The sequence below is a fragment of the Ostreiculturibacter nitratireducens genome (genome assembly GCF_032670585.1).
Classification (GTDB): Bacteria; Pseudomonadota; Alphaproteobacteria; order Rhodobacterales; family Rhodobacteraceae; genus Ostreiculturibacter; species Ostreiculturibacter nitratireducens.
Window position 1 is genome coordinate 28,136 of sequence record NZ_JAVQHL010000004.1, and the last position, 23,173, is coordinate 51,308.

Consider the following 23,173-nt stretch of genomic DNA (forward strand, 5'->3'; position numbering starts at 1 on the left):
CCCGGAGCCGAAAAGCTCCGGGGCTTTTTCTTTTACGGCTAAGCTCTTACTCGACGAACAGCCGACTGACGACCACGGTCACCTCGGGCTTCTTGCCGATCTCCTCGACGGCGACCTGGCGCACGATCCTCCGGATCGAGTCGTCCATCTTGTCGTCGTCGCCAAGGACACGGTCGCTGGCGTTTTCTAGGAACTCGCCCAGTTCCGCCTCCATCGCTTCGGCCAGATCCTTGCCGGAACGCCCCTTCTCCGGAAGGCCCATGATCTCCACCCAGGCATCGCCGAGGGGGGCCTCCTCTTCGTCGAGGATCACGGTCGCCAGGACGTGACCGTTCAGAGCCATCCGGATCCGCTCGCGCACCACGCCGTCGAGAGCCCCGATCAGAACGGTGCCGTCGAGGTAGGTCCGGCCCGCCTCGATATACTCGACGACTTCCGGCGCGTCGCCGGAGAGGTCCAGCATCGTGCCGTTCGTGGCGATCTCCGCCGCGATGCCCTTCTCGGTCGCGATCCGGACATGTTCCCGCAGATGCCGGTGCTCGCCATGCATCGGGATCAGCATCGCCGGCTTCATCAGCTCGTGCACAGCCTCCAGATCGGGACGGTTCGCATGGCCCGACACGTGGTAGAGCCCGTCCCGGTCGTCGACGATCTCGACGCCCATCTCGGAATAGGCGTTCATCACCCGGATGACTCCGCGTTCGTTTCCGGGGATCGTCTTGGAGGAGAACAGGAAAGTGTCCCCTTCCTTCATCTCGAGGCCGAGGTATTTCCCGCGCGAAAGCTGCGCCGACGCCGCGCGGCGCTCGCCCTGGCTGCCGGTGACGATCAGCATCAGGTTCCCGCGCGAAACGTCGGCCGCATCCTCGGGCGAAATCACCTTGGGGAAATCCGTCAGCACGCCCGTCTCGACCGCCGCGGTGACCATCTTGCGCATCGCGCGCCCGAGAAGGCAGATCGACCTTCCCGCGGCCTGCCCGGCTTCGGCAAGCGTTTTCAGCCGCGCGACGTTCGAGGCGAAGGTCGTGGCGACAACCATGCCCTCCTTGCTCGCGATGAGCGCGGCGAGGGGCGCGGCCAGCGTGGCCTCCGACCGGCCCGGCTGCGGCGAGAATACGTTCGTGGAATCGCAGATCATCGCCTTGATTCCGTTGCCTTCGCGGGCGACCCGGTGCCACTCCGAAGCGTCGAAGCGCTCGCCGACGACGGGGCTGCCGTCGAGCTTGAAGTCACCCGTGTGCAGGACCCGTCCGGCCGGCGTGTCGATGATGAGCGCCGCGGATTCCGGGATCGAGTGGCTGACGGGCAGGAACTGCAGCTTGAACGGCCCGGCCTCCACGACGGCGGGGCGCGGCCCGACGACACGGATCACCTCGGCGGGCTGGCCCGCCTCCTCCATCTTCGTGGCCGCAATGGCAGCCGTGAAGGGGCGCGCGTAGACCGGCGCCTTCAGCCGCGACCAGAGGTGGCCGAGCGCGCCCACGTGGTCCTCATGGGCGTGCGTGATGACGATCGCCTCGAGCCGGTCGGCCCTTTTGGCCAGCCAGCTCACGTCCGGCATGATCAGGTCGACCCCCGGAGAGGTATCCATGTCCGGGAAGGTCACGCCGATGTCGACGAGGATCAGACGCTCCTCCCCCTCCGGCCCGTAGCCGTAGACATAGGCGTTCATCCCGATCTCGCCCGCCCCGCCGAGCGGCAGGTAGATGAGCCTGTCCCGCGTCTTTCCCGCCTTCGTCATCCGTCCGTCCGTTTCTTGTTGAACTCGTTGATGAGTACGAGCCCGTGCATCGTCAGATCATCCTCGACGCTGTCGAAGACATCGGTTCCCTGTTCGAAAAGGGGCGCGAGGCCCCCTGTGGCGATCACTTTCATCTGCCGTCCGTGTTCCTTGCGGATCTGGCGAACGATCCCCTCGACGAGCCCGACATAGCCCCAGTAGACGCCCGACTGCATGCAAGCCACCGTGTTCGTGCCGATCGCCGTCTGGGGCATCGTGATGTCCACATGCGGCAGCGCCGCCGCCGCCATGTGCAGCGCTTCGAGGGAAAGGTTCACCCCCGGCGCGATCGCGCCGCCGATATAGGCCCCATCGATGTCAACGACATCGAAGGTCGTCGCCGTGCCGAAGTCCACGAGGATCAGGTCGCCACCGTGCCGGTCGAAACCCGCGGCCGTGTTCACCAGCCGGTCGGGCCCCACCGTGGCGCCCTGATCGACCCTCGGCGGCACGGGAAGCGCGCATTCGGGCTTGCCCACGACCAGCGGGCGGCAATCGAAATAGCGGCTGCAAAGGACGCGGAGGTTGAACACCACGCGCGGCACCGTCGAGGATATGATCACCTCGGTTATGTTCATCTCGATGTTGTAGTGTTCCATCAGCGTCGAGAGCCAGACGTAGTACTGGTCCGCCGTCCGCTGGTGTTCGGTCGAGGCGCGGAGCGTGCAGAGAAAGCGCGTGCCGTCCCAGACCGAAAACACGGTATTCGTGTTGCCGCAGTCGATGCAGAGGAGCATGGTCAGTTCCTTTCGCGCATCCCGTCCCGGAGCCGGCCTCCCATCCCCTCGGACACGCTCCCTCCCTCAGAAAAAGACGTCCGCCGCGGGAATGACGCGGCGTCCTTGCGACGTGGCCAGAACCAGTGCTCCGGTCGGATCGAGGCTATCGAATATCCCCTCGATTGTCTCGCTCCCGGTGCGTGCCGTGATGCGCTCGCCAAGGCGCGCGGCGCGCGCGAGCCAGGCGGTTCGGATCGGCGAGAAACCGTATGTCTCGAACTGCTGCTGATGGCGTGCGAAGGCCGCGGCGAGGAAGTCCAGGAACTCCTCGGGCAAAACCGAAATGCCCGTCTCTCCCCGCACCGAGACGGGTCTCATCGCACCGGCTTCCAGGGCCGCAGCGTCGGGCGCCGCGGCGAGGTTGACCCCGATGCCTATCGCAAGATGGGCTATCGATACACCGGAGCCGAGGCTTTCCAGAAGGATGCCCGACACCTTTCCGCCGTTGAGAAGGACGTCGTTGGGCCATTTGAGCGAAAGCGCCTCCGGCCGCCCCGTCAGGGTCGAGAGCGCCTCGTGGAGCGCGAGTGCCGCGACAAAACTCAGAAGCGCCGCCTCGGCCGGGGTCCCTTTCGGGCGCAACACCAGCGTCGCGGCGAAGTTGCCCTCGGGGCTTGCCCAGGCGCGACCGCGCCGACCGCGCGCGGCTGTCTGGCGCCGCGCCAGGATCCACGCCGGGCCGGCAAGACCCGGCGCGCGCCGCTGTGCTTCGGCATTCGTGCTTTCCACCTCGTCGAGGACATGACGCTCCACGCCCTCGGGCCAGGCCCAGGACGGGGCCGCCGCCTCAGCGGACAAGAGCTTCCGCCGCCGCGACCGCCGCGCCCTCGATCCCGAAGAAGTTCAGGACCCCCGCGACCATCGCCAGCGCCGAAACGACGAGAAGCAGCCATTGCGGAGCGGGCATGCGCGCGTCCAGAGGCTCCCGCTCCGTGCCGAAGTACATGTAGTAGACGATGCGGAGGTAGTAGAAGGCGCCGATCACGGAGGCCAGCGCACCAGCCACGGCGAGCAGGGTCATGTCCGACTGGACGGCGGCGCGCAGCACCCCGAACTTGGCGAAGAAGCCGAGCATCGGCGGCACGCCCGCGAGGCTGAAGAGGAGAACGAGCATCGCGAGCGCGCGCATCGGCTCGTGCTTCGCGTAGAGATTCAGCGAGTCGATATCGGTCACGGGCTTCCCGTCCTTCTCCATCGCGAGGATGAAGGCGAAGGTCCCGACGTTCATCGTCACGTAGACCACCATGTAGAGCAGCATCGCCTCGACCCCGGCCGCCGTCCCGGCCGCGAGGCCGATGAGCGCGAAGCCCATGTGCGCGATCGAGGAATAGGCCATCAGGCGCTTGATGTTCTTCTGTCCGATCGCCGCGATGGCGCCGAGGAACATCGACAGGACCGCGAGCAGCGCGATGATCTGGCCCCAATCGCCCGGAACCGCGCCGAACGCGCCATGAACGACGCGGGCGAACAGAGCCATCGCCGCGACCTTGGGCGCGGTGGCGAAGAAGGCCGTCACCGGCGTGGGCGAGCCTTCGTAGACATCGGGCGTCCACATGTGGAACGGCACCGCGGAGACCTTGAAGGCGAGACCCGTGATCAGGAACACGAGACCGAAGAGGAGGCCGATGGACATCTCGCCCGCATTGATCGTCGCGAGGATTCCGGAGAACAGCGTTGTCCCGGTGAAGCCATAGGTCAGCGAGGCGCCGTAGAGCAGGAGGCCCGAGGAAAGCGCGCCCAGCACGAAGTATTTCAGGCCCGCCTCCGTCGATTTCACGCTGTCGCGCCGAAGGCTGGCGACGACGTAGAGGGACAGCGACTGAAGCTCGAGCCCCATGTAGAGCGTCATCAGGTCGCCTGCAGAGACCATGACCATCATGCCCACGACCGCGAGCGTGACGAGAAGCGGATACTCGAACCGCGCCAGCCCGCGCCGGGTCATGTAGTCCTCGCTCATCGCGAGGACCGCGGCCGCCGACAGGAGCACCGTGACCTTGGCGAAGCGCGAGAAGGCGTCGTCGATGAACATGCCACCGAAGGCCGTTTCGCCGCCCCCGCCCGAGACACCGATCCAGGCCGCGACCGCGGCGAAGACCGCGATCGTTGTCCAGGTGATCATCCGGGTCAACAGGTCCTTGCCCCCGTAGACCGCGCCGATCAGCGCGGCCATGGCGTAGAGCGCCAGAATTACCTCGGGCAGGACGATGGAGAAATCGGCGGAGGTCATCTCGGGCACCCCTTAGTGGCCAGCCATCGCGAGCGCGTCTGGCGCCGGGATGGAGGCATGGTAGTCGCTCACCAGAGCCCCGACGGAGGGGCCGATGATATTCGTGACAAGGCTCGGATAGACGCCAAGGATCAGCGTCATCGCGACCAGCGGCGCAAAGATCGCCTTCTCGCGCCGCGACATGTCGGTGATGGTCTTCAGGCTTTCCTTGATGAGTTCGCCGAAGACGACCCGGCGGTAGAGCCAGAGCGCGTAGGCCGCCGACAGGATCACACCCGATGTGGCGACGGCAGCGACCCAGGTGTTGACCTGGAAGATGCCCATGAGCGTCAGGAATTCGCCGATGAAGCCCGAGGTGCCCGGCAGGCCCACGTTCGCCATCGTGAAGAACATGAAGATGAGGGCATAGGCCGGCATCCGGTTCACGAGCCCGCCATAGGCCTCGATCTCGCGGGTGTGCATCCGGTCGTAGATCACGCCGACGCAAAGGAAGAGCGCGCCCGAGATGAAACCGTGCGACAGCATCTGGAAGATCGCGCCATCGACGCCCTGCTGGTTCGCCGCGAAAATCCCCATCGTCACGTAGCCCATGTGCGCGACCGAGGAATAGGCGATCAGCTTCTTCATGTCGGCCTGCGCCAGCGCCACGAGCGAGGTGTAGACGATCGCGATCGCCGACATCCAGAAGACGAGGCCGGACAGGAGGTCGGAGGCGATCGGGAACATCGGCAGCGAGAAGCGCAGGAAGCCGTAGCCGCCCATCTTCAGGAGGATCGCCGCCAGCACGACAGAGCCGGCCGTCGGTGCCTGAACGTGCGCGTCGGGTAGCCAGGTGTGAACGGGCCACATCGGCATCTTGACCGCGAAGGACGCGAAGAACGCCAGCCACAGGAGCGTTTGCAGGCCGCCCACGATCTGGAAGCCCATCAGGCTGATCGTCTCGGAACCGAACTCATGCGCAAGGAGCGTCGGGATATCCGTCGTGCCCGCGTCCACGTACATCGCGATCATCGCGACGAGCATCAGGACCGATCCGAGGAAGGTGTAGAGGAAGAACTTGAACGCCGCGTAGATCCGGTCCTTGCCGCCCCAGATGCCGATGATCAGGAACATCGGGATCAGGCCCGCCTCGAAGAAGAGGTAGAACAGCACGAGGTCCAGCGCCACGAAGACGCCGATCATGAGCCCCTCGAGCACGAGGAAGGCGATCATGTATTCCTTCACCCGCGTCGTCACGTGCCAGCAGGACAGGATCGTGATCGGCATGAGGAAGGTCGTCAGCATCACGAAGAGGATGGAGATCCCGTCCACGCCGACCTTGTAGGTCAGGCCGAATATCCACGCCCGCTCCTCGACGAACTGGAACCCCGTGTCCTTCGGCTCGAAACCGGTAAGGAGGGCCAGCGACACGAGGAAGGTGATCGACGTGACCCAGAGCGCGGCCCACTTGACGTTGGCCTGCGCCGCCTTGTCCTCACCCCGCAGGAAGACCGCGAGGATGATCGCCGCCACGAGGGGCAGGAAGGTGATGATGGAAATGAGGTTTTCCATGTCTCAGCGCCCCCCCGAGAGCGTCATCCAGAGCAACAGGACGGCAATGCCGATGACCATCGCGAAGGCGTAGGTGAAGATGTAGCCAGATTGCGCGCGCGCCGCGAGGCGGGTGAAGAAGGGGACTATGCCCATCGCCACGCCGTTGATCGAGCCATCGATCACCGTCCCGTCGCCACGCTTCCACAGGAAGCGGCCAAGCCGCTGCGCGGGCTTGACGAAGATCGCGTCGTAGATCTCGTCGAAGTACCACTTGTTGAGCAGGAACCGGTAGAGCATCGGCTGCTGCGCGGCCAGGCGGCCCGGGATCGACGGATCGCGGATGTAGAACACCCAGGCGGTGAAGAACCCGATCAGCATGGCCACGAACGGCGAAACCTTGACCCAGACAGGCGAGTGGTGCGCGTCGTCGAGAACCGTGTTCGAGGCCTCGGACATGTAGATCGCCCCTTGCGGCGCATGCTCGGCCGCGGCCATCGCGTGGCCTTCCTCTGCCGCCGGCGCCGTCGCATGACCTTCCCCGGAGGCTTCCGTCCCGTGGTCCGCGGCTGCCGTTTCACCGGTTGCCTCGGTCGCCCCATGGGTAGCGGCGGCCTCTTCGGTCGCTTCGCCGTGCCCGCCTTCCGCCTCTGCGGCGACATGGTGCGGCATCGCGAAGAACGTCGTCATCCGGTCGTGATCGCCGAAGAACGGCTTGTACCACAGCATCCCGGCGAACACGGCGCCAAGAGCCAGGGCGCCGAGCGGTACCGTCATGACCCACGGGCTCTCATGCGCATGTTCGTGCGCGTGATGGTCCCCGCGCTCTTCGCCGAAGAACGTCATGAACATGAGCCGCCAGGAATAGAAGCTCGTGAACAAGGCGGCGATGACGAGCGCCCAGAAGGCGAAGCCGTTGCCCGAACCCCAGGCCGACTCGACGATCGCGTCCTTCGACAGGAAGCCCGCGAAGCCGATCGAGGTCAGCGGAATGCCGACACCGGTGATCGCCAGCGTGCCGATCATCATCGCCCAGAAGGTGTAAGGCACTTTCTTGCGAAGGTTGCCGTAGTTCCGCATGTCCTGCTCGTGGTGCATCGCGTGGATGACCGAGCCAGCGCCGAGGAACAGCATCGCCTTGAAGAAGGCGTGCGTGAACAGGTGGAACATCGCCGCGCCGTAGATGCCCGCGCCCGCCGCCACGAACATGTAGCCGAGTTGCGAACAGGTCGAATAGGCGATGACGCGCTTGATGTCGTTCTGGACGAGGCCCACGGTCGCCGCGAAGAACGCCGTCGCCGCGCCGATATACATCACGAAGCTCTTGGCCTCGGGCGCGTATTCGAAGAGGGGCGACATCCGGCAGACGAGGAACACGCCCGCCGTCACCATCGTGGCGGCGTGGATCAGCGCCGAAACCGGCGTCGGGCCTTCCATCGCGTCCGGAAGCCAGGTGTGCAGCAGAAGCTGCGCCGACTTGCCCATCGCACCCACGAAGAGAAGGAAGGCGAGAAGGTTGGCCGCGTTCCAGTCAGCCCAGAGGAACGAAAGCTGCGTCTCGGCAAGCGTCGGCGCGGCGGCGAACACGTCGTCCATCTGGATCGAGTCGACCAGGTAGAACAGGCCGAAAATCCCCAGCGCGAAGCCGAAGTCACCGACCCGGTTCACGACGAAGGCCTTGATCGCCGCGGCGTTCGCCGAAGGCTTGCGGTAGTAGAAACCGATCAGGAGATAGGAGGCGACGCCAACGCCCTCCCAGCCGAAGAACATCTGGACGAGGTTGTCCGCCGTCACCAGCGCGAGCATCGCGAAGGTGAAGAACGACAGGTAGGCGAAGAAGCGCGGCTTGTAGCTTTCACCTTCGTGCCAGTTGTCGTCATGGGCCATGTAGCCCCAGGAATAAAGGTGCACGAGTGCCGAGACAGTCGTGACCACGACCAGCATGATCGCCGTCAGCCGGTCGAGGCGGATCGCCCAGGAGGTGTCGAGCGTGCCGGACTGGATGAAGTCGAGGACGTGGATGTGCCGCGTTTCGCCATCGAAGCCAAGGAAAGTGATCCAGGACAGGAGGCAAACGAAGAACAGGAGGCCCGTCGTGACCGCCATGGCGCCCTTTTCGCCGATCAGACGCCAGCCGAAGCCCGCGATGATGGCGCCGAGAAGCGGCGCGAAGAGAATGATCGTTTCCATCGCGCGTCAGCCTTTCATCACGTTGACGTCTTCGACGTCGATAGTGCCGCGGTTCCGGAAGAAGCAGACGAGGATCGCAAGGCCGATCGCGGCCTCGGCAGCGGCGACGGTCAGCACGAACATCGTGAAGACCTGACCCGCGAGGTCCCCGAGGCTCCAGGAGAAGGCGACGAGGTTGATGTTGACCGCGAGCAGCATCAGTTCGATCGACATCAGGATGACGATCACGTTCTTCCGGTTGAGGAAGATCCCGAAGATGCCAATCACGAACAAGGCGGCGGCAACGCCTAGGTAATGGGTCAATGTAATCATACGTCGTCCCTCCGGGTCATTCGCCCGTTATTCTTCAAAAGCCTCAGAGCCCCTGCCCCGGCTTCACGTCTTTCAGTTCCATGGCCTTGGCCGGATCCCGGTACATCTGCGCCAGCACGTCCTGACGCTTCACGTCCTTCCGGTGGCGCAGGGTCAGCACGATCGCCCCCACCATCGCGACGAGCAGGATCAGACCGGCGAGCTGGAACAGGAGGATATACTTGTCATAGATCAGCGCCCCGAGCGCGGCGGTGTTCTGCACACCGTCCGGCGTGACCGCGGCGCGCATCTCGGGCGCCATGTCCGAGGCCTGCCAGGTCCCGAAGGCGATGCCGAGTTGCAGCACGATCACCACGCCGATGAGAAGTCCCAGCGGCATGTAGCGCGCAAGCTCGCCCTTCAACTCCGCGAAGTCGACGTCGAGCATCATCACGACGAAAAGGAAGAGCACGGCGACCGCGCCCACGTAGACGATGACCAGAAGCATCGCCACGAATTCCGCACCCATCAGCACGAACAGCCCGGCCGAGGACAGGAACGCGAGGATCAGCCACAGAACCGAATGGACCGGGTTCTTGGACAGAACCACCATCAGGCCCGCCGCGATGGCGGAGATCGCGAAAAGGTAGAAGGCGAAAGCCGCGACCGTCATTCCTCGTCTCCCTCAGAGTCCGGTTCCATCTCGTCGAAGACGCCTTGGGCGATCTCGAGCGCCTTGGTCATGGCGGGGATCCCGCCGAACATGCTCATCTGGTAGATCACTTCCGCGATCTCCCTCCGGGTCGCCCCGGCCTCCAGCGCGTGCCGGATCGTCAGCCGGATCTGCGGCTCGGCCTGCGCGCCCAGCACCGTCAGCGCGGCGAGCGTCAGCAGAAGCCGGGTCTTGGAGTCGAGACCCTCGCGGTTGAAGGTCTTGCCGAACCACATCTCCATCATGTCCTTCGACATGGTGGGCCAGTAGCTCTCGAACCCCTTGGCCGAGAACGTCTCCAACGCGGGATTGAAGGCGCGGGCCATTTCCTGTCCCTGCTCCAGCATCGCCTTGAAGAGTTTCTGGAAGTCCTCGGTCATCTGTAGGGCGCGTCCAGTTCCAGGTTGCGGGCGATCTCGGCTTCCCAACGCTCGCCGTTCTCGAGAAGCTTCTCCTTGGTGTAGAAGAGCTCCTCGCGCGTCTCGGTGGCGAATTCGAAGTTCGGCCCCTCGACGATCGCATCCACGGGGCAGGCTTCCTGGCAGAAGCCGCAGTAGATGCACTTCGTCATGTCGATGTCGTAGCGGGTCGTCCGGCGCGAGCCGTCTTCCCGCGGTTCCGCGTCGATGGTGATCGCCTGCGCCGGGCAGATCGCCTCGCAGAGCTTGCAGGCGATGCAGCGTTCCTCGCCGTTCGGATAGCGGCGCAGCGCGTGTTCGCCGCGGAATCGGGGCGACAGCGGCCCCTTCTCATGCGGGTAGTTCAGCGTCGCCTTCGGGGCGAAGAAGTACTTCATCCCAAGCCTGAAGCCCTTGATGAAGTCGAAGAGCAGGAAGTATTTCGCCGCGCGGGTATAGTCGAGCGCCATGGATCAGCCTCCCACCGCAAAGCGCGCCCAGGCGCCGCCCAGAACTTCGAACCGCGCGAGGAAGGCCACGATCACGACCCAGGCGAGCGACAGCGGAAGGAACACCTTCCAGCCGATACGCATGAGCTGGTCGTAGCGGTAGCGCGGCACGATGGCCTTCACCATCGCGAACATGAAGAAGAAGACCCACATCTTCGCGACCATCCACAGGACGCCGTCGGGCAGACCCGGGATCGGGCTCAGCCAGCCGCCGAAGAACAGAAGGCTGATCAGCGCGCACATCAGGAAGATCGCGATGTATTCGCCGGCCATGAACAGGAGGTAGGGGGTCGAGGAGTATTCGACCATGAAGCCCGCAACGAGTTCCGATTCCGCTTCCGGCAGGTCGAACGGCGGGCGGTTCGTTTCGGCCAGCGCCGACACGAAGAACAGCACCACCATCGGCAGGTGCGGCAGCCAGTACCAGTTGAACAGGCCAAAATCGCCCCGCTGCGCCTCGACGATCGCGCCGAAGCTCATCGAACCGGTCGAGATGATGACGCCGATGATGATCAGGCCAAGCGACACCTCGTAGGAGATCATCTGCGCGGCCGAACGAAGCGACCCGAGGAACGGGTATTTGGAGTTCGAGGCCCAGCCGCCCATGATCACGCCGTAGACCTCGAGAGAGGAGACGGCGAAGACGAAGAGGATCGCCACGTTGATGTCGGCGAGCACCCAGCCTTGGTTGAAAGGAATCACCGCCCAGGCGAGAATCGCCAGGACGAAGGACAGCATCGGCGCCAGGAAGAAGACGAACTTGTCGGCCCCTGCGGGCACGACGATCTCCTTGACCACGTATTTCAACGCGTCCGCGACCGATTGCAGGAGCCCGAAGGCACCCACGACGTTCGGTCCCTTGCGCATCTGCACGGCCGCCCAGATCTTCCGGTCGCCGTAGACGAGGAAGAGAAGCGAGAGCATCACGAAGGCGATGATCCCGAGACCCTGCACGAGGATCAGGAGAAGGGTTCCAAGGGGTGTGGAAAGAAACTCAGCCATCTTGCCTCATGCCCTCCGAATGCCCCGGCCGTCCGTGCGCGCTGTAAACAATATCTCCGCGCGGAACGCCACCCCGTTCGGTGACTTTCCCGCGTCTTCTTTTTTCCCGGCGCCCAGTCGGCCGGCCTCCGTCTTGCGGATTTTGCCAAGCGTTGCCATGGGTTTACTCCGCAGCCATGGGCGCCTCGCGGCGCGCCTTCGCATTGGCCGACAGTTCCGCCATGAGCTGGCTCGCCCGCGCGATCGGATTCGTAAGGTAGAAATCCTTGATGGCCAGCCGGAAGTCCGCCTTGGCGGGCTTCGCCGGCGCCACGGCTTCCCAGGCGTTGTCACGCACCTCGTCCACCGCGCCCAGATGCGGGTGCGCCGTGACGATGGCCTTCCTGAGCCCCGCGAGGCTGTCCCAGGGCAGCGTCGCGCCCAGTTCCGCCGACAGGGCGCGCAGGATCGCCCAGTTCTCCTTGGCCTCACCCGGCGCGAAGCCAGCGCGGAAGGCAAGCTGCGGCCGGCCTTCGGTGTTCACGAAAAGACCGTTTTCTTCCGTGTAGGCCGCCCCCGGCAGGATGATGTCCGCCCGGTGCGCGCCACGGTCGCCATGGCTGCCCAGGTAGATCACCATCGGGCCGGCGCCGATCTCGACCTCGTCCGCGCCGAGGCTGAAGATGACGTCGGCACCCTCGATCGCGGCCGGAAGACCGCCTTCGGTCACGGCGCCCACGTCCATCGCGCCGACGCGGGCGGCAGCGGTGTGGAGCACCAGGAGCTTGGAGCCCGTCGCCTCGACGAGCTTCATGACCTGGCCCAGAACAGCCTCGCCATCGGCTTCGGTCAGCGCGCCCTGCCCCACGACGACGACGGACGGCACGTCCTTGACCGCGCTGTGGTCGGCGCTGGCCAGTTTCACGAGGTCGTCGCGGCCTGGTCCGACATAGTCGTAGTCGAAGGTCAGATCGACGCGCGGCCCGATGACGCCGACCCGCGCGCCCTTCGTCCAGGCCTTGCGGATGCGCGCGTTCAGGACCGGCGCTTCGTCACGGGGATTCGTCCCGACGAGAAGGATCATCCGCGCGTCGTCGATATCCTCGATCCGCGCCGTGCCGACATAGGCGGAACGGTTGCCCGCGGGCAGCCTCGCCCCGTCGGTGCGGCATTCGACCTTGCCGCCCATCCCCTCGATCAGGGTCTTCAGCGAAAACGCCGCTTCGACCGGGGCCAGATCACCGATGAGGCCGGCGACGTTCTTGCCTTTCATCGCGGCTGCCGCCGCGGCCAGCGCCTCGCCCCAGCCGGCTTTGCGGAGCTTTCCGTTCTCGCGGATATACGGCACGTCGAGCCGCTGCCGGCGCAGACCGTCCCAGACGAAGCGCGTCTTGTCGGAGATCCACTCCTCGTTCACGCCGTCATGGTTACGCGGCAGGATGCGCTTCACTTCGCGGCCCTTGGTGTCGACGCGGATGTTGGAGCCGAGCGCGTCCATCACGTCGATCGTCTCGGTCTTGGTCAGTTCCCAGGGCCGGGCGGTGAAGGCATAGGGCTTCGACGTGAGCGCGCCGACCGGGCAAAGGTCGATGATGTTGCCCTGCATGTTCGAATCGAGCGTCAGGCCGAGGTAGGAGGTGATTTCCGAGTCCTCGCCGCGCCCGGTCTGGCCCATCTGCGTGATCCCCGCGACTTCGGTCGTGAAGCGCACGCAGCGCGTGCAGGAGATGCAGCGGGTCATGCAGGTCGCGACCAGCGGGCCGAGGTCGAGATCCTCGGAAGCACGCTTCGGCTCGCGGTAGCGGCTGAAGTCCACTCCGTAGGCCATCGCCTGGTCCTGCAGGTCGCATTCACCGCCCTGGTCGCAGATCGGGCAGTCGAGAGGATGGTTGATGAGCAGGAACTCCATCACCCCCTCGCGGGCCTTCTTCACCATCGGCGAATTGGTCTTTATGACCGAGGGTTCGCCGTTCGGGCCTGGCCGCAGGTCCTTCACCTGCATCGCGCAGGAGGCCGCCGGCTTCGGCGGCCCGCCGACGACTTCAACGAGGCACATACGGCAGTTGCCCGCGATCGACAACCGCTCGTGATAGCAGAAGCGCGGCACCTCGATCCCGGCCTGTTCGCAGGCCTGGATCAGAGTGAGGTTCGGATCCACCTCGACCTCGATACCGTCGATGATGATCTTCCTGAGGTTCGACATCGTCCGTCCCTATCCTTGCTTCACCAGCCGCCACCCACGAGGCGCCCGGTCCGTCCCGTCAGTTCGCCCTGAGGAGCGACCCGATGATGCTTCCTTTTTCGATCTCTTCGAGGCCGACGCGGCAGTAGCTTTCCTCGTTGCCCTCGACCACGCCGTGCTCCGCCAGGTAGGCGTCCGCGGCGGCATAGACGCGCCGCTTCTCCACCTTGTCCTTGAGGAAGGTCTCGACCTCGTCCTCGCTGTAGCCGAGGTCCAGCGCATAGCGTTGAAGCGCCTTGGCCTGCGTGTAGGCATAGATCAGCCGCCCCGATACATTGGGGCAGTTCCGCTGGATCAGGTCGCCGACGCGACCTGCGATCAGGCGCTCATTGATATACGAATTCTGGCTCAGCGGCGGCAGCGCCTCGGCGCGGCTTGCGCCGCCGATGGCCGACACGACAAGGGCCGCCGCAATAGCTGCATGCTTCAACTGCTCAAACATTACACATCACTCCCAAAGGAGGCGCGACCGCCTGCTGGCCGCGCGGGTTTCAGATCAAGGCCGGGCATGCCCAGCCCCCCTTTCCCCTTGTGTCCCGTCTTCGCGGGGCGTTGGTTCGCCCCGTCCTGTCCGTGACGCCGCCGCGACAGCCGCGCCCGCATTCCGTCCCTGCCCGCCGGACCGATGACGCGAACGCAAGCCATCGGGGCGCATCCGCGCCCCGGCATCCGTTCCACGTTGTGGTCCGCTGCATGCATCATCGCGCCAGGCACCTTCCGCGCAGGGTCAGCGCGTCCTCCACGACGACCAGCGATTCCTCCGGCATGTCCGGGCCAAGTTCCCATTCCATGTCCGAAGTGCCGAAGGTCCGGACGCAATATTTCACCGCCTCGTAGCGCCCCGCCTCACGCGCGCCTTCAAGGCTCGCCGAAGCCGGGCTGACGGACACGGCGAAGACCCGCCGGTCCTCCCGCGTCGTCGACACGCTCGACTTGAAATACACCCCGTCAAAGGCCACGGCGTCACGCCTCCTGTCACCGCCGCACGCGGCGAGGGCGAGTACCATTCCGAGCATGACGAGATGCCTGGCCATCGTGATTACTCCGCTGCCATCGCGCCCATGCGGCCGCTGCGCTGCGCCTTGATCCGGTCCTCGATCTCTTCGCGGTAGTGCCGGATGAGACCCTGGATCGGCCATGCCGCCGCGTCGCCGAGCGCGCAGATGGTGTGTCCTTCGACCTGTTTCGTGACGTCGAACAGCATGTCGATCTCCTCGACCTGCGCCTCGCCCTTCACGAGCCGTTCCATCACCCGCATCATCCAGCCGGTGCCTTCCCGGCAAGGCGTGCACTGGCCGCAGCTCTCGTGCTTGTAGAATTTCGACAGCCGCCAGATCGCCTTTATGATGTCGACCGACTGGTCCATCACGATCACCGCCGCCGTGCCGAGGCCCGAGCGCTGCTCCCTCAGCCAGTCGAAGTCCATGATCGCTTCGTCGCAGAGCTTAGCCGGCAGGACCGGGACCGACGATCCGCCCGGGATCACGGCCTTCAGGTTCTTCCAGCCGCCGCGCACGCCGCCGCAGTGACGCTCCAGCAGTTCCTGCAGCGGGATCGACATGGCTTCCTCGACCACGCAGGGGTTTTCGACATGGCCCGAGATCGCGAAAAGCTTGGTCCCGGTGTTGTTCGGGCGTCCGAAACCCGCGAACCAGTCGGCGCCCCGACGCAGGATCGTCGGCACCACGGCGATCGATTCCACGTTGTTCACGGTCGTCGGGCAGCCATAGAGGCCCGCGCCCGCCGGGAACGGCGGCTTCATCCGCGGCATGCCCTTCTTGCCCTCAAGGGATTCCAGAAGCGCCGTCTCCTCGCCGCAGATGTAGGCACCCGCGCCGTGATGGACGTAGAGGTCGAAGTCGTAGCCCGACTTGCAGGCGTTCTTGCCCAGAAGCCCCGCGTCATAGGCCTCGTCGATCGCGGCCTGAAGGCATTCGCGCTCGCGGATGTATTCACCGCGGATGTAGATGTAGCCCGCGTTCGCGCCCATCGCGAAGCCGGCGATAAGGCAGCCCTCGATCAGCGTGTGCGGATCGTGGCGCATGATCTCGCGGTCCTTGCAGGTCCCGGGCTCGGATTCGTCGGCGTTGACGACGAGGTAGGAGGGGCGCCCGTCCGACTGCTTCGGCATGAACGACCACTTGAGGCCCGTGGGGAAGCCCGCGCCGCCCCGGCCCCGTAGCCCCGAAGCCTTCACCTGTTCCACGATCCAGTCGCGCCCCTTTGAAAGGAACTCGGCCGTGCCGTCCCAGTGCCCCCGCGCGCGGGCGCCCTTGAGGCTCCGGTCATGCATCCCGTAGAGGTTCGTGAAGATCCGGTCCTGATCCTTCAGCATCGCCTGCCCTCAGCTATCCTTGCGCCCGGCCTTCTGCCGCTGCCACAGTCCATAAGTCACAATCAGCGCCCAGAGGAAGGCCGCCAACGCGGCGAAGTCGAAGAGGAACGCGTAGTTCCCCGTCAGCCCCAGTTGCGGCCCAAGCCACTGAGCGCCAAGCCAGAGGACCACCGTGACGGCGATCACGATCGCCACCATCCGCCCCTGCCGCGCCAGTTCCTGGTCCTTCTTCCCGGTCACTCTGCCCCGCCTCAGCCTTTCTTGCCCTCGGCCAGTTCTTTCGCCTGCTCGACCCAATTGTCGCGGCTCACCCGGCCCTTGAAGCCCTCAAGGTTCTCGTCCACCCAGGCCACTTCCTCCTCGGTCCAGGCCGCGACCTGATCGAAGTGGAAATAGCCCATGCTATGCAATAGCGCCTCGAGCTTCGGGCCAACGCCCTTGATCCGCTTGAGGTCGTCCGCACCGCCCTTGCGCGCCGCCTTCAGAACCTTGGGCTGCTTGCCGGCGGCGGGCTTGGCCTCCGCCTTTGCCGCAGCCGGTTTAGCAGCAGGCTTCGCCTCGGCCGCCTTGGCCGGCCTGGCCTTGCCGGAGGGCGCCTCCGTCCCGTCGATGCGCTTCACCGTGTCTTGCCAGACGACCGCACGCTCGACGCTCGCGTTGTATTCGGCGCGTCCCGCTGCGTATTCCGTCAGGCTCGTCAGCCCCGACTTCGGCTCGGCGGCATAGCGGCCGTTCTGCGGGCCCGGCACCGGGACCTTCCCGCCGCGCAGTTCCTCGATGATCTCGGCCAGCCGGGCGGCGGTGAGATCCTCGTAATAGTCCTTGCCGATCTGCGCCATCGGGGCGTTGCCGCAGGCGCCGAGGCATTCGACCTCTTCCCAGCTGAACTTGCCGTCGGCCGAAAGCTCATGCGCGCGCGGCGCGATCTTTTCCTTGCAGACCGCAACAAGGTCCTCCGCCCCGCAGATCATGCACGACAGCGTGCCGCAGATCTGGACATGCGCGACCGAGCCCACGGGCTGCAGCTGGAACATGAAGTAGAAGGTCGCCACTTCGAGCGCCCGGATATGGGGCATGCCCAGCATGTCCGCGACATGCTCGATCGCCGGACGGGAGAGCCAGCCTTCCTGCTCCTGCGCGCGCCACAGAAGCGGGATGACGGCCGAAGCCTGACGCCCTTCCGGGTATTTTCGCATCTGAGCTTCCGCCCAGGCCCGGTTCGCGGGCGTGAAGGCGAAGCTTTCAGGCTGTTCGTGATGAAGACGACGGAGCATCAGTGCACCCCCAAGGCAACGGTGCCGGCCATGTCGGCCGAAAAGGCGGCCACGGGCAGCGGATCAGTTCCAACGCCCATGACGGTGAAAACGGAAGGCAGCCCGGGTGTGCCGTTCTTGCCCAACATCAGCGGTCCACCTCCCCGAACACGATGTCCATCGTGCCGATGATCGCGGAGACGTCGGCCAGCATGTGGCCCTTGGCCACGTAGTCCATCGACTGCAGGTGCAGGTAGCCCGGCGCGCGCAGCTTCACCCGGTAGGGTTTGTTGGTGCCATCGGCGACGAGGTAGACCCCGAACTCGCCCTTCGGCGCCTCGACGGCGGCATAGACTTCGCCCGCGGGCACGTGGAAGCCCTCGGTGTAGAGCTTGAAGTGGTGAATCAGCGCCTCCATCGAGCGCTTCATCTCGCCCCGCTTCGGCGGCGTGATCTTGCCGCGGGCCAGAACGTCGCCCTGCCCTTCCGGCGCGCGCAGCTTGGCGATCGCCTGCTTGATGATCTTGAGGCTCTCGCGCATCTCCGCCATCCGGCAGAGGTAGCGGTCATAGCAGTCGCCGTTCTTGCCGACCGGGATCATGAAGTCGAACTCGTCGTAGCACTCGTAGGGCTGCGACCGCCGCAGGTCCCAAGCGAGTCCCGAACCGCGCACCATCACGCCGGAATAACCCCAGTTCAGGATATCTTCCTCGGAGATGATGCCGATGTCGGCGTTGCGCTGCTTGAAGATCCGGTTGTCGGTCAGCAGCCCGTCGATGTCATCGAGCACCTTCGGGAACTGGTCGGCCCAGTCGTCGATGTCGTTGATCAGCGCCTCGGGCAGGTCCTGGTGGACCCCGCCGGGACGGAAATACGCGGCGTGAAGCCGCGCGCCGCAGGCCCGCTCGTAGAAGACCATGAGCTTTTCACGCTCTTCGAAGCCCCAGAGAGGCGGCGTCAGCGCGCCGACGTCCATGGCCTGCGTCGTGACGTTGAGCAGGTGGTTCAGGATCCGCCCGATCTCGGAGTAGAGCACCCGGATCAGCGAGGCGCGCCGCGGAACCGTGACGCCCGTCAGCTTCTCGATCGCGAGGCACCAGGCATGTTCCTGGTTCATCGGCGCCACGTAGTCGAGGCGGTCGAGATAGGGCAGGTTCTGAAGGTAGGTGCGGCTCTCCATCAGCTTTTCGGTGCCGCGGTGCAGAAGCCCGATGTGCGGGTCCGCACGCTCGACGATCTCACCGTCGAGTTCCAGCACCATCCGCAGCACGCCGTGCGCCGCCGGGTGCTGAGGCCCGAAGTTGATGTTGAAGTTGCGGATCCGCTGTTCGCCGGTCAGCGCGTCGTCGAAGCTGCCATCCATGATCTCAGACCTCCGTCAATGCCCTGCGCCACGATTGCGGCAGCCGGCCCATCGTCCGTTCAACGTATTCGTATTGCGGCCGCAGCCAGTCGCGCGCCGCCCGTACCTGCGCCGGCTCCATCGCCAGCGCAACACCTTCATGCACCCGCCGGCCGAGATCGGCCGGCCGCTCGGCGATGCCGAGAAAGGCACAGACCGCCCGGATGCCCGGCACGGTCAGCAATTCCTCGTAAAAGGCGACCAGAACCCGCGACGGATCGACCGCCGCGTTCAGCCGCTCCAGCGCCCCGCGGTAGTCGGAACGCACCGCGATTTCCGTCTCGCGCCCGGCGATCACGCCGTCGAGAATGCGCGCCGCGCGTCCCCTGGCGACCTTGCCTTCGCCGTCGCGCCGACGCGCCATCATGCGCACGTGGCTCCACAGACGCGCGACCGGGTCGCGCAGGATGTAGAGGAACCGCACATCCGGCAGGAGCGCCGCCATCCCGCGCAGCCTTTCGGCCGACAGGAGGGAATATGCGGGCGTGATGTCCGCGACGAGCTTCTCCTCGCCGCGCCCCTCGGTCAGGTAGGCGACGTAGGCAGCCTCGTCGACAGGCTTCCGGAGAAGCTTGAGTAGCGCCTTGAGGTCGGCGAGCTCCGCGGCCAGGTCGAGGGCACGGGCGGGGCCGGCAGAGGCCAGCGCCTCCTCGACCCGAGCGATCCGCGCCTTCACGTCGGACCGGGCCCACGTCGCGTCCAGGTCGTGGCAGTCGAAGTAGTGAAGTTCCTTCGTGCCCCTCAGGTGGCAATCGGGGTGCCCCGACAGGTAGTCGTAAAGCCAGGACGTGCCCGCCTTCGTCGCGCCGACGCAGAACAGAAGTGTTGGCGCCCCCTCCACCGGATCAGGCCCCCGAAGCCGCGCAACGGCCGGCGCGATGGCCGGAAAGGGATGCACCCGCAACGGTCATTTCGCGGCGTCTTTCTTCTCGTCACCCGGAAGGATGTATTCGGCACCTTCCCAGGGCGACAGGAAATCGAACTGCCGGTATTCCTGCACCAGTTTCACCGGCTCGTAGACGACGCGCTTCTGCGCTTCGTCGTAACGCACTTCGGTGTAGCCAGTGGTCGGGAAGTCCTTTCGCAGCGGATGCCCGCGGAAGCCGTAGTCGGTGAGGATCCGGCGCAGGTCCGGATGGCCCGTGAACACGATCCCGAACATGTCGAAGACCTCGCGCTCGAACCAGTTGGCCGAGGGGTGGACGCCCGTGACCGAGGCAACCATCTCGTCCTCGCGCGCGGCGACTTTCACCCGGATCCGATGGTTCTGGTACATCGACAGGAGGTGATAGACCACGTCGAAGCGCGCCTCGCGCTCGGGGTAGTCCACCGCCGTGATGTCGACGAGCGTCGAGAACCGGCAGGCACGGTCAGCCTTCAGGAATTCGATGAACCCGGGCAACGAGTTGAGCGTCGCCGTGACGTTGAGTTCGCCATAGGCGACTTCCCAGTTCAGCACGCAATCGGGCCGTTTCACCTCGATGAGGGCGCCGAGTTCCATCAGGGCTTCGGTCATGCCTTCCTCCTCAGCGAACGAGCGTGCCGGTGCGGCGAATGCGGCGCTGCAACTGCAGGATGCCGTAGAGCAGAGCTTCCGCCGTGGGCGGGCAGCCGGGGACGTAGATGTCGACCGGCACGATCCGGTCGCAGCCACGAACGACAGAGTAGCTGTAGTGGTAATAGCCGCCGCCGTTGGCGCAGGACCCCATCGAGATCACGTAGCGCGGCTCCGGCATCTGGTCGTAGACCTTGCGAAGCGCGGGGGCCATCTTGTTCGTCAGCGTGCCCGCGACGATCATCAGGTCCGATTGGCGCGGGGAGGCGCGCGGCGCGGTGCCGAAACGCTCGAGATCGTAGCGGGGCATCGAGGTGTGCATCATCTCGACCGCGCAGCACGCGAGGCCGAAAGTCATCCAGTGCAGCGAGCCGTTGCGCGCCCAGTTGATCACGTCTTCGGTCGTGGTCAGCAGGAAACCCTTGTCCTGCAGCTCGCGGTTCAGGGCCTCGGTGGCGACCTCGCGGTCGGCCCCCGCGGTGTTCATGCCCGTCATCACGCCCATTCCAGCGCCCCTTTCTTCCATTCGTAGGCGAAGCCCACGGTCAGCACGGCGAGGAACACCATCATTGACCAGAAGGCCACGTCCGACAGGCTCCCGAAGGCCACGGCCCAGGGGAACAGGAAGGCGACTTCGAGGTCGAAGATGATGAAGAGGATCGAGACGAGGTAGAACCGGACGTCGAACTTCATCCGCGCGTCGTCGAAGGCATTGAATCCGCATTCATAGGCCGAAACCTTCTCGGGGTCCGGATGCCGGACCGCGATGATCGCCGCGGCAAGAATGAGAACAAGGCCGAGGCCGACGGCCATGGCGAGGAAGATCAGGATCGGAAGGTATTCGCGCAACAGATCGTCCACCGGCTGCTCCTTCGACTGGCGTTCACGGGACGTGCCCTATCGGGGTCCGTTTACTCCCACGCCTTGGCGGGGTCAACCGACGGAGAGGCCGCCGGGACGGCGAATTTCGGTTTGTCCCGACATGATTCCACCGAGCACGGGAACTGCGTATTTGCCTTGCCTGCAAGGCACCCGGCCCCGCCCTGCACAGGTCAGGACCGGCCCTGGTCAAAGGTCGGCGGTCAGGTGCTCTTCCGCTCCGGAAGATTCTCCTCGTCTTCGTCGTCCGGCTTCGACTCGGGTTCAGCCTCCTCGCCCACCTCCGCCTCGGGCTCGGGCGCCGCCTCAGGCTCAGCCTCAGGCTTGGCCTCGGATTTCTCCCCGGCCTCCGAAGCCGGCTTCGGCCCTGCCTTCTCCTCGGCTTTCGCCTCGGTTTCGTCGTCCGCCGTTTCCTGTGCCTCCGCCTCCGCGCCCGGACGGCCGAGTTCGCGCATGTAGAGCATCTGCGCCTGGGCCCAGATTGTCTGCGGATCATCCTCGCCCTGCACGTCCGGCCGGCGGCGCATGTTCCAGATGTCGCGGAAGACGAGTTCGGCTTCCTGATAGCGCCCCTGCGCGCCGACCGTCGCGGCGAGGTCGTGCCGGGTCGCGAGCGTCAGTGGATGCTCTGGCGAAGGCGCACCGGGGCCAGCGAGAACGCCAAGAAGCTCCCGGAACTCCTTCTCCGCCGCCTCGAAGCGGCCCTGCCGCGCGAGTTCCACCGCCATGTTGTGCCAGATGGCCAGCGTGTCGCTGTGCATTTCGCCGAAGTCCTCGGACGACCTGAAGATCGGCAGAAGCTCCCGGAACTGCGCCTCGGCTTCGGCGTTGCGGCCCTGGCGACCGATCTCGTGAGCCAGATTCGCCCGTGTCACCAGCGTGCGCGGATGCATCTCGCCCAGCGAATCCTGCGTTCGGCGATGCTCGTAGAGGCGGCGCAACTCGATTTCGGTTTCGCTGACCGCGGCGCCTTCTTCGGGCTCGCCGGACGCCTCCGCACTCTCGGCCCCCCGCACAGCGCGCAGCGGCACGACGCGCGGCATCTGGGCAACCTTTCCACCGCCCGCCTCTTTCGTGTCGCCCGCCGGTTCCGCGCCCTCCATCCCGGCTTCCGCCTCGGTCGTGGAAGGCGTTTCCCCTATTGCCGTTGCGCCGCTGGCCATCACGCCGAGGCCCAGGGCCAGTTCCCCGATGCGCGACCGTGCCAGGAACGTTCGAGCCGCGGACCGCAGTTCGTCAGGCTCCCAGCCTGACAACTCCACCTCCCGGCCGACCCGGTGGCGGCTTCGCTCCAGGATCGTGCTGACCTTGACGTTGGTGTCGAGACGCACGATGCGCCAGGCCAGCTTTTCGGCCTCGGACATGGTCTCGTAGAGACGGAGCTCCGCGGCCTCTTCCACCGCGTCGAGCATTTCCCGGCATGCCTTGCGCTTCGGCTCCGCCGCGAGCGCACCCCATGCATTCAGCCGTGCCGCCTCGATATCCTCTTTCGACCTCGCCGTAGCGAGCTGTTCGCGCGCGAGGCGAAGGTAGGTATCGGAAAGCGCTGGCCTCAACGGGTCCAGGCCACCCGGAGGCAGCTGGATCGCGCTTGTCCCCGGCCGTTCCGAACGGGGCCGCTGCGCACCGGTCAACTGGCGCGGATCGCGCGATACGATCCGCTCGCTGCGCACGCGCAGGCCTCCGGCTTCCGGGCGCGGAGTCTCGGCATGGACGGCCGTCGGATGCACCGGCGTCGGATGGGGCGTTTCCGGCTGGACCGGCCGGGGCTGAACCGACTTCGGTCGCGCGGGCCTCAGTCTTTCGGGCTTCGCGCTCTCCGGTATCGCGCTCTCTCGCTTCTCGTCCGGTTCCGCCTTCTCCGCGCGTTCCTCAAGCCTGGGCATCCGGAAACTTGGCACTTCCTCGATCTCGCGACGCCGCGGGAAGTAGCGCCACGCCAGGGAGACGACCCAGATCAGGAGCAGCGCGCCACCGACATAGGGTGTAACCTCCCGCACGTCGGGGTTTGAGAAAAGTCGTTCCGAAATCACGCCCAGATCATTCAGGATCTGCGCAACGGCGGACCAGAACCCGTCCATTGCCACCCTCCAAACTGCAATGCACGAAG

The 23,173-nt window shown here is 65.5% G+C and carries 24 protein-coding genes; all 24 read right to left on the reverse strand.

Annotation, left to right across the window (positions count from 1 at the left end; genetic code table 11):
- Positions 1-46: 46 nt before the first annotated feature.
- Complete coding sequence (locus ABCN56_RS16920; protein ID WP_343082011.1) at positions 47-1,741, reverse strand: ribonuclease J; 1,695 nt, start codon at positions 1,739-1,741, stop codon at positions 47-49.
- Positions 1,738-2,517: a type III pantothenate kinase gene (locus ABCN56_RS16925; protein WP_343082012.1), complete on the reverse strand. Its 780-nt coding sequence runs from the start codon at positions 2,515-2,517 to the stop codon at positions 1,738-1,740. The genes ABCN56_RS16920 and ABCN56_RS16925 overlap by 4 nt, the downstream gene beginning before the upstream one ends.
- A gap of 66 nt (positions 2,518-2,583) precedes the next feature.
- Positions 2,584-3,357 carry a biotin--[acetyl-CoA-carboxylase] ligase gene (locus ABCN56_RS16930; protein WP_343082013.1) on the reverse strand — a complete coding sequence of 258 codons (774 nt, stop codon included), beginning with the start codon at positions 3,355-3,357 and terminating at the stop codon, positions 2,584-2,586.
- Positions 3,347-4,786 (reverse strand): NADH-quinone oxidoreductase subunit NuoN, encoded by a 1,440-nt coding sequence (gene nuoN, locus ABCN56_RS16935; protein WP_343082014.1) that lies wholly within the window; start codon positions 4,784-4,786, stop codon positions 3,347-3,349. Before nuoN ends, ABCN56_RS16930 begins: the two co-directional genes overlap by 11 nt.
- A 12-nt stretch (positions 4,787-4,798) precedes the next feature.
- A complete protein-coding gene (locus ABCN56_RS16940; RefSeq protein ID WP_343082015.1) occupies positions 4,799-6,337 on the reverse strand; it encodes an NADH-quinone oxidoreductase subunit M in 1,539 nt (512 codons plus the stop codon).
- 3 nt (positions 6,338-6,340) lie between these two features.
- The gene (gene nuoL, locus ABCN56_RS16945) at positions 6,341-8,506 is read right to left on the reverse strand and encodes an NADH-quinone oxidoreductase subunit L (RefSeq protein ID WP_343082016.1); all 2,166 of its coding nucleotides are present in this window, start codon (positions 8,504-8,506) and stop codon (positions 6,341-6,343) included.
- Between the two features lie 6 nt (positions 8,507-8,512).
- Positions 8,513-8,818: an NADH-quinone oxidoreductase subunit NuoK gene (gene nuoK / locus ABCN56_RS16950; RefSeq protein WP_343082017.1), complete on the reverse strand. Its 306-nt coding sequence runs from the start codon at positions 8,816-8,818 to the stop codon at positions 8,513-8,515.
- A gap of 43 nt (positions 8,819-8,861) precedes the next feature.
- Positions 8,862-9,470 (reverse strand): NADH-quinone oxidoreductase subunit J, encoded by a 609-nt coding sequence (locus tag ABCN56_RS16955; RefSeq protein ID WP_343082018.1) that lies wholly within the window; start codon positions 9,468-9,470, stop codon positions 8,862-8,864.
- A complete protein-coding gene (locus ABCN56_RS16960; protein WP_343082019.1) occupies positions 9,467-9,889 on the reverse strand; it encodes a carboxymuconolactone decarboxylase family protein in 423 nt (140 codons plus the stop codon). Before ABCN56_RS16960 ends, ABCN56_RS16955 begins: the two co-directional genes overlap by 4 nt.
- Positions 9,886-10,377, reverse strand: a complete 492-nt coding sequence (gene nuoI / locus ABCN56_RS16965; RefSeq protein ID WP_343082020.1) for an NADH-quinone oxidoreductase subunit NuoI — start codon at positions 10,375-10,377, stop codon at positions 9,886-9,888. The genes ABCN56_RS16960 and nuoI overlap by 4 nt, the downstream gene beginning before the upstream one ends.
- A gap of 3 nt (positions 10,378-10,380) precedes the next feature.
- The gene (gene nuoH / locus ABCN56_RS16970) at positions 10,381-11,418 is read right to left on the reverse strand and encodes an NADH-quinone oxidoreductase subunit NuoH (RefSeq protein WP_343082021.1); all 1,038 of its coding nucleotides are present in this window, start codon (positions 11,416-11,418) and stop codon (positions 10,381-10,383) included.
- 163 nt (positions 11,419-11,581) lie between these two features.
- A complete protein-coding gene (gene nuoG / locus ABCN56_RS16975; protein WP_343082022.1) occupies positions 11,582-13,600 on the reverse strand; it encodes an NADH-quinone oxidoreductase subunit NuoG in 2,019 nt (672 codons plus the stop codon).
- A gap of 58 nt (positions 13,601-13,658) precedes the next feature.
- On the reverse strand, positions 13,659-14,081 hold the full coding sequence (locus tag ABCN56_RS16980) for a DUF5333 domain-containing protein (RefSeq protein WP_343082023.1): 423 nt from the start codon (positions 14,079-14,081) through the stop codon (positions 13,659-13,661).
- 256 nt (positions 14,082-14,337) lie between these two features.
- Positions 14,338-14,673 (reverse strand): hypothetical protein, encoded by a 336-nt coding sequence (locus ABCN56_RS16985; protein ID WP_343082024.1) that lies wholly within the window; start codon positions 14,671-14,673, stop codon positions 14,338-14,340.
- A 5-nt stretch (positions 14,674-14,678) separates the two neighbouring features.
- A complete protein-coding gene (nuoF, locus tag ABCN56_RS16990; RefSeq protein ID WP_343082025.1) occupies positions 14,679-15,974 on the reverse strand; it encodes an NADH-quinone oxidoreductase subunit NuoF in 1,296 nt (431 codons plus the stop codon).
- A gap of 9 nt (positions 15,975-15,983) precedes the next feature.
- Positions 15,984-16,214: a DUF5337 family protein gene (locus tag ABCN56_RS16995; protein ID WP_343082026.1), complete on the reverse strand. Its 231-nt coding sequence runs from the start codon at positions 16,212-16,214 to the stop codon at positions 15,984-15,986.
- Between the two features lie 11 nt (positions 16,215-16,225).
- A complete protein-coding gene (gene nuoE, locus ABCN56_RS17000; RefSeq protein WP_343082027.1) occupies positions 16,226-17,248 on the reverse strand; it encodes an NADH-quinone oxidoreductase subunit NuoE in 1,023 nt (340 codons plus the stop codon).
- Positions 17,248-17,376 (reverse strand): hypothetical protein, encoded by a 129-nt coding sequence (locus ABCN56_RS17005; protein WP_343082028.1) that lies wholly within the window; start codon positions 17,374-17,376, stop codon positions 17,248-17,250. Before ABCN56_RS17005 ends, nuoE begins: the two co-directional genes overlap by 1 nt.
- Positions 17,376-18,590 carry an NADH-quinone oxidoreductase subunit D gene (locus ABCN56_RS17010; RefSeq protein WP_343082029.1) on the reverse strand — a complete coding sequence of 405 codons (1,215 nt, stop codon included), beginning with the start codon at positions 18,588-18,590 and terminating at the stop codon, positions 17,376-17,378. The genes ABCN56_RS17005 and ABCN56_RS17010 overlap by 1 nt, the downstream gene beginning before the upstream one ends.
- A 4-nt stretch (positions 18,591-18,594) precedes the next feature.
- A complete protein-coding gene (locus tag ABCN56_RS17015; RefSeq protein WP_343082030.1) occupies positions 18,595-19,527 on the reverse strand; it encodes a sulfotransferase family protein in 933 nt (310 codons plus the stop codon).
- Between the two features lie 9 nt (positions 19,528-19,536).
- Positions 19,537-20,145 (reverse strand): NADH-quinone oxidoreductase subunit C, encoded by a 609-nt coding sequence (locus ABCN56_RS17020; RefSeq protein WP_343082031.1) that lies wholly within the window; start codon positions 20,143-20,145, stop codon positions 19,537-19,539.
- A 10-nt stretch (positions 20,146-20,155) separates the two neighbouring features.
- Positions 20,156-20,689: a NuoB/complex I 20 kDa subunit family protein gene (locus ABCN56_RS17025; RefSeq protein ID WP_343082351.1), complete on the reverse strand. Its 534-nt coding sequence runs from the start codon at positions 20,687-20,689 to the stop codon at positions 20,156-20,158.
- Complete coding sequence (locus ABCN56_RS17030) at positions 20,680-21,045, reverse strand: NADH-quinone oxidoreductase subunit A (RefSeq protein ID WP_343082032.1); 366 nt, start codon at positions 21,043-21,045, stop codon at positions 20,680-20,682. Before ABCN56_RS17030 ends, ABCN56_RS17025 begins: the two co-directional genes overlap by 10 nt.
- A 221-nt stretch (positions 21,046-21,266) precedes the next feature.
- Entirely contained in the window at positions 21,267-23,144 is a 1,878-nt protein-coding gene (locus tag ABCN56_RS17035; protein WP_343082033.1) for a tetratricopeptide repeat protein, read from the reverse strand.
- Positions 23,145-23,173 lie beyond the last annotated feature (29 nt).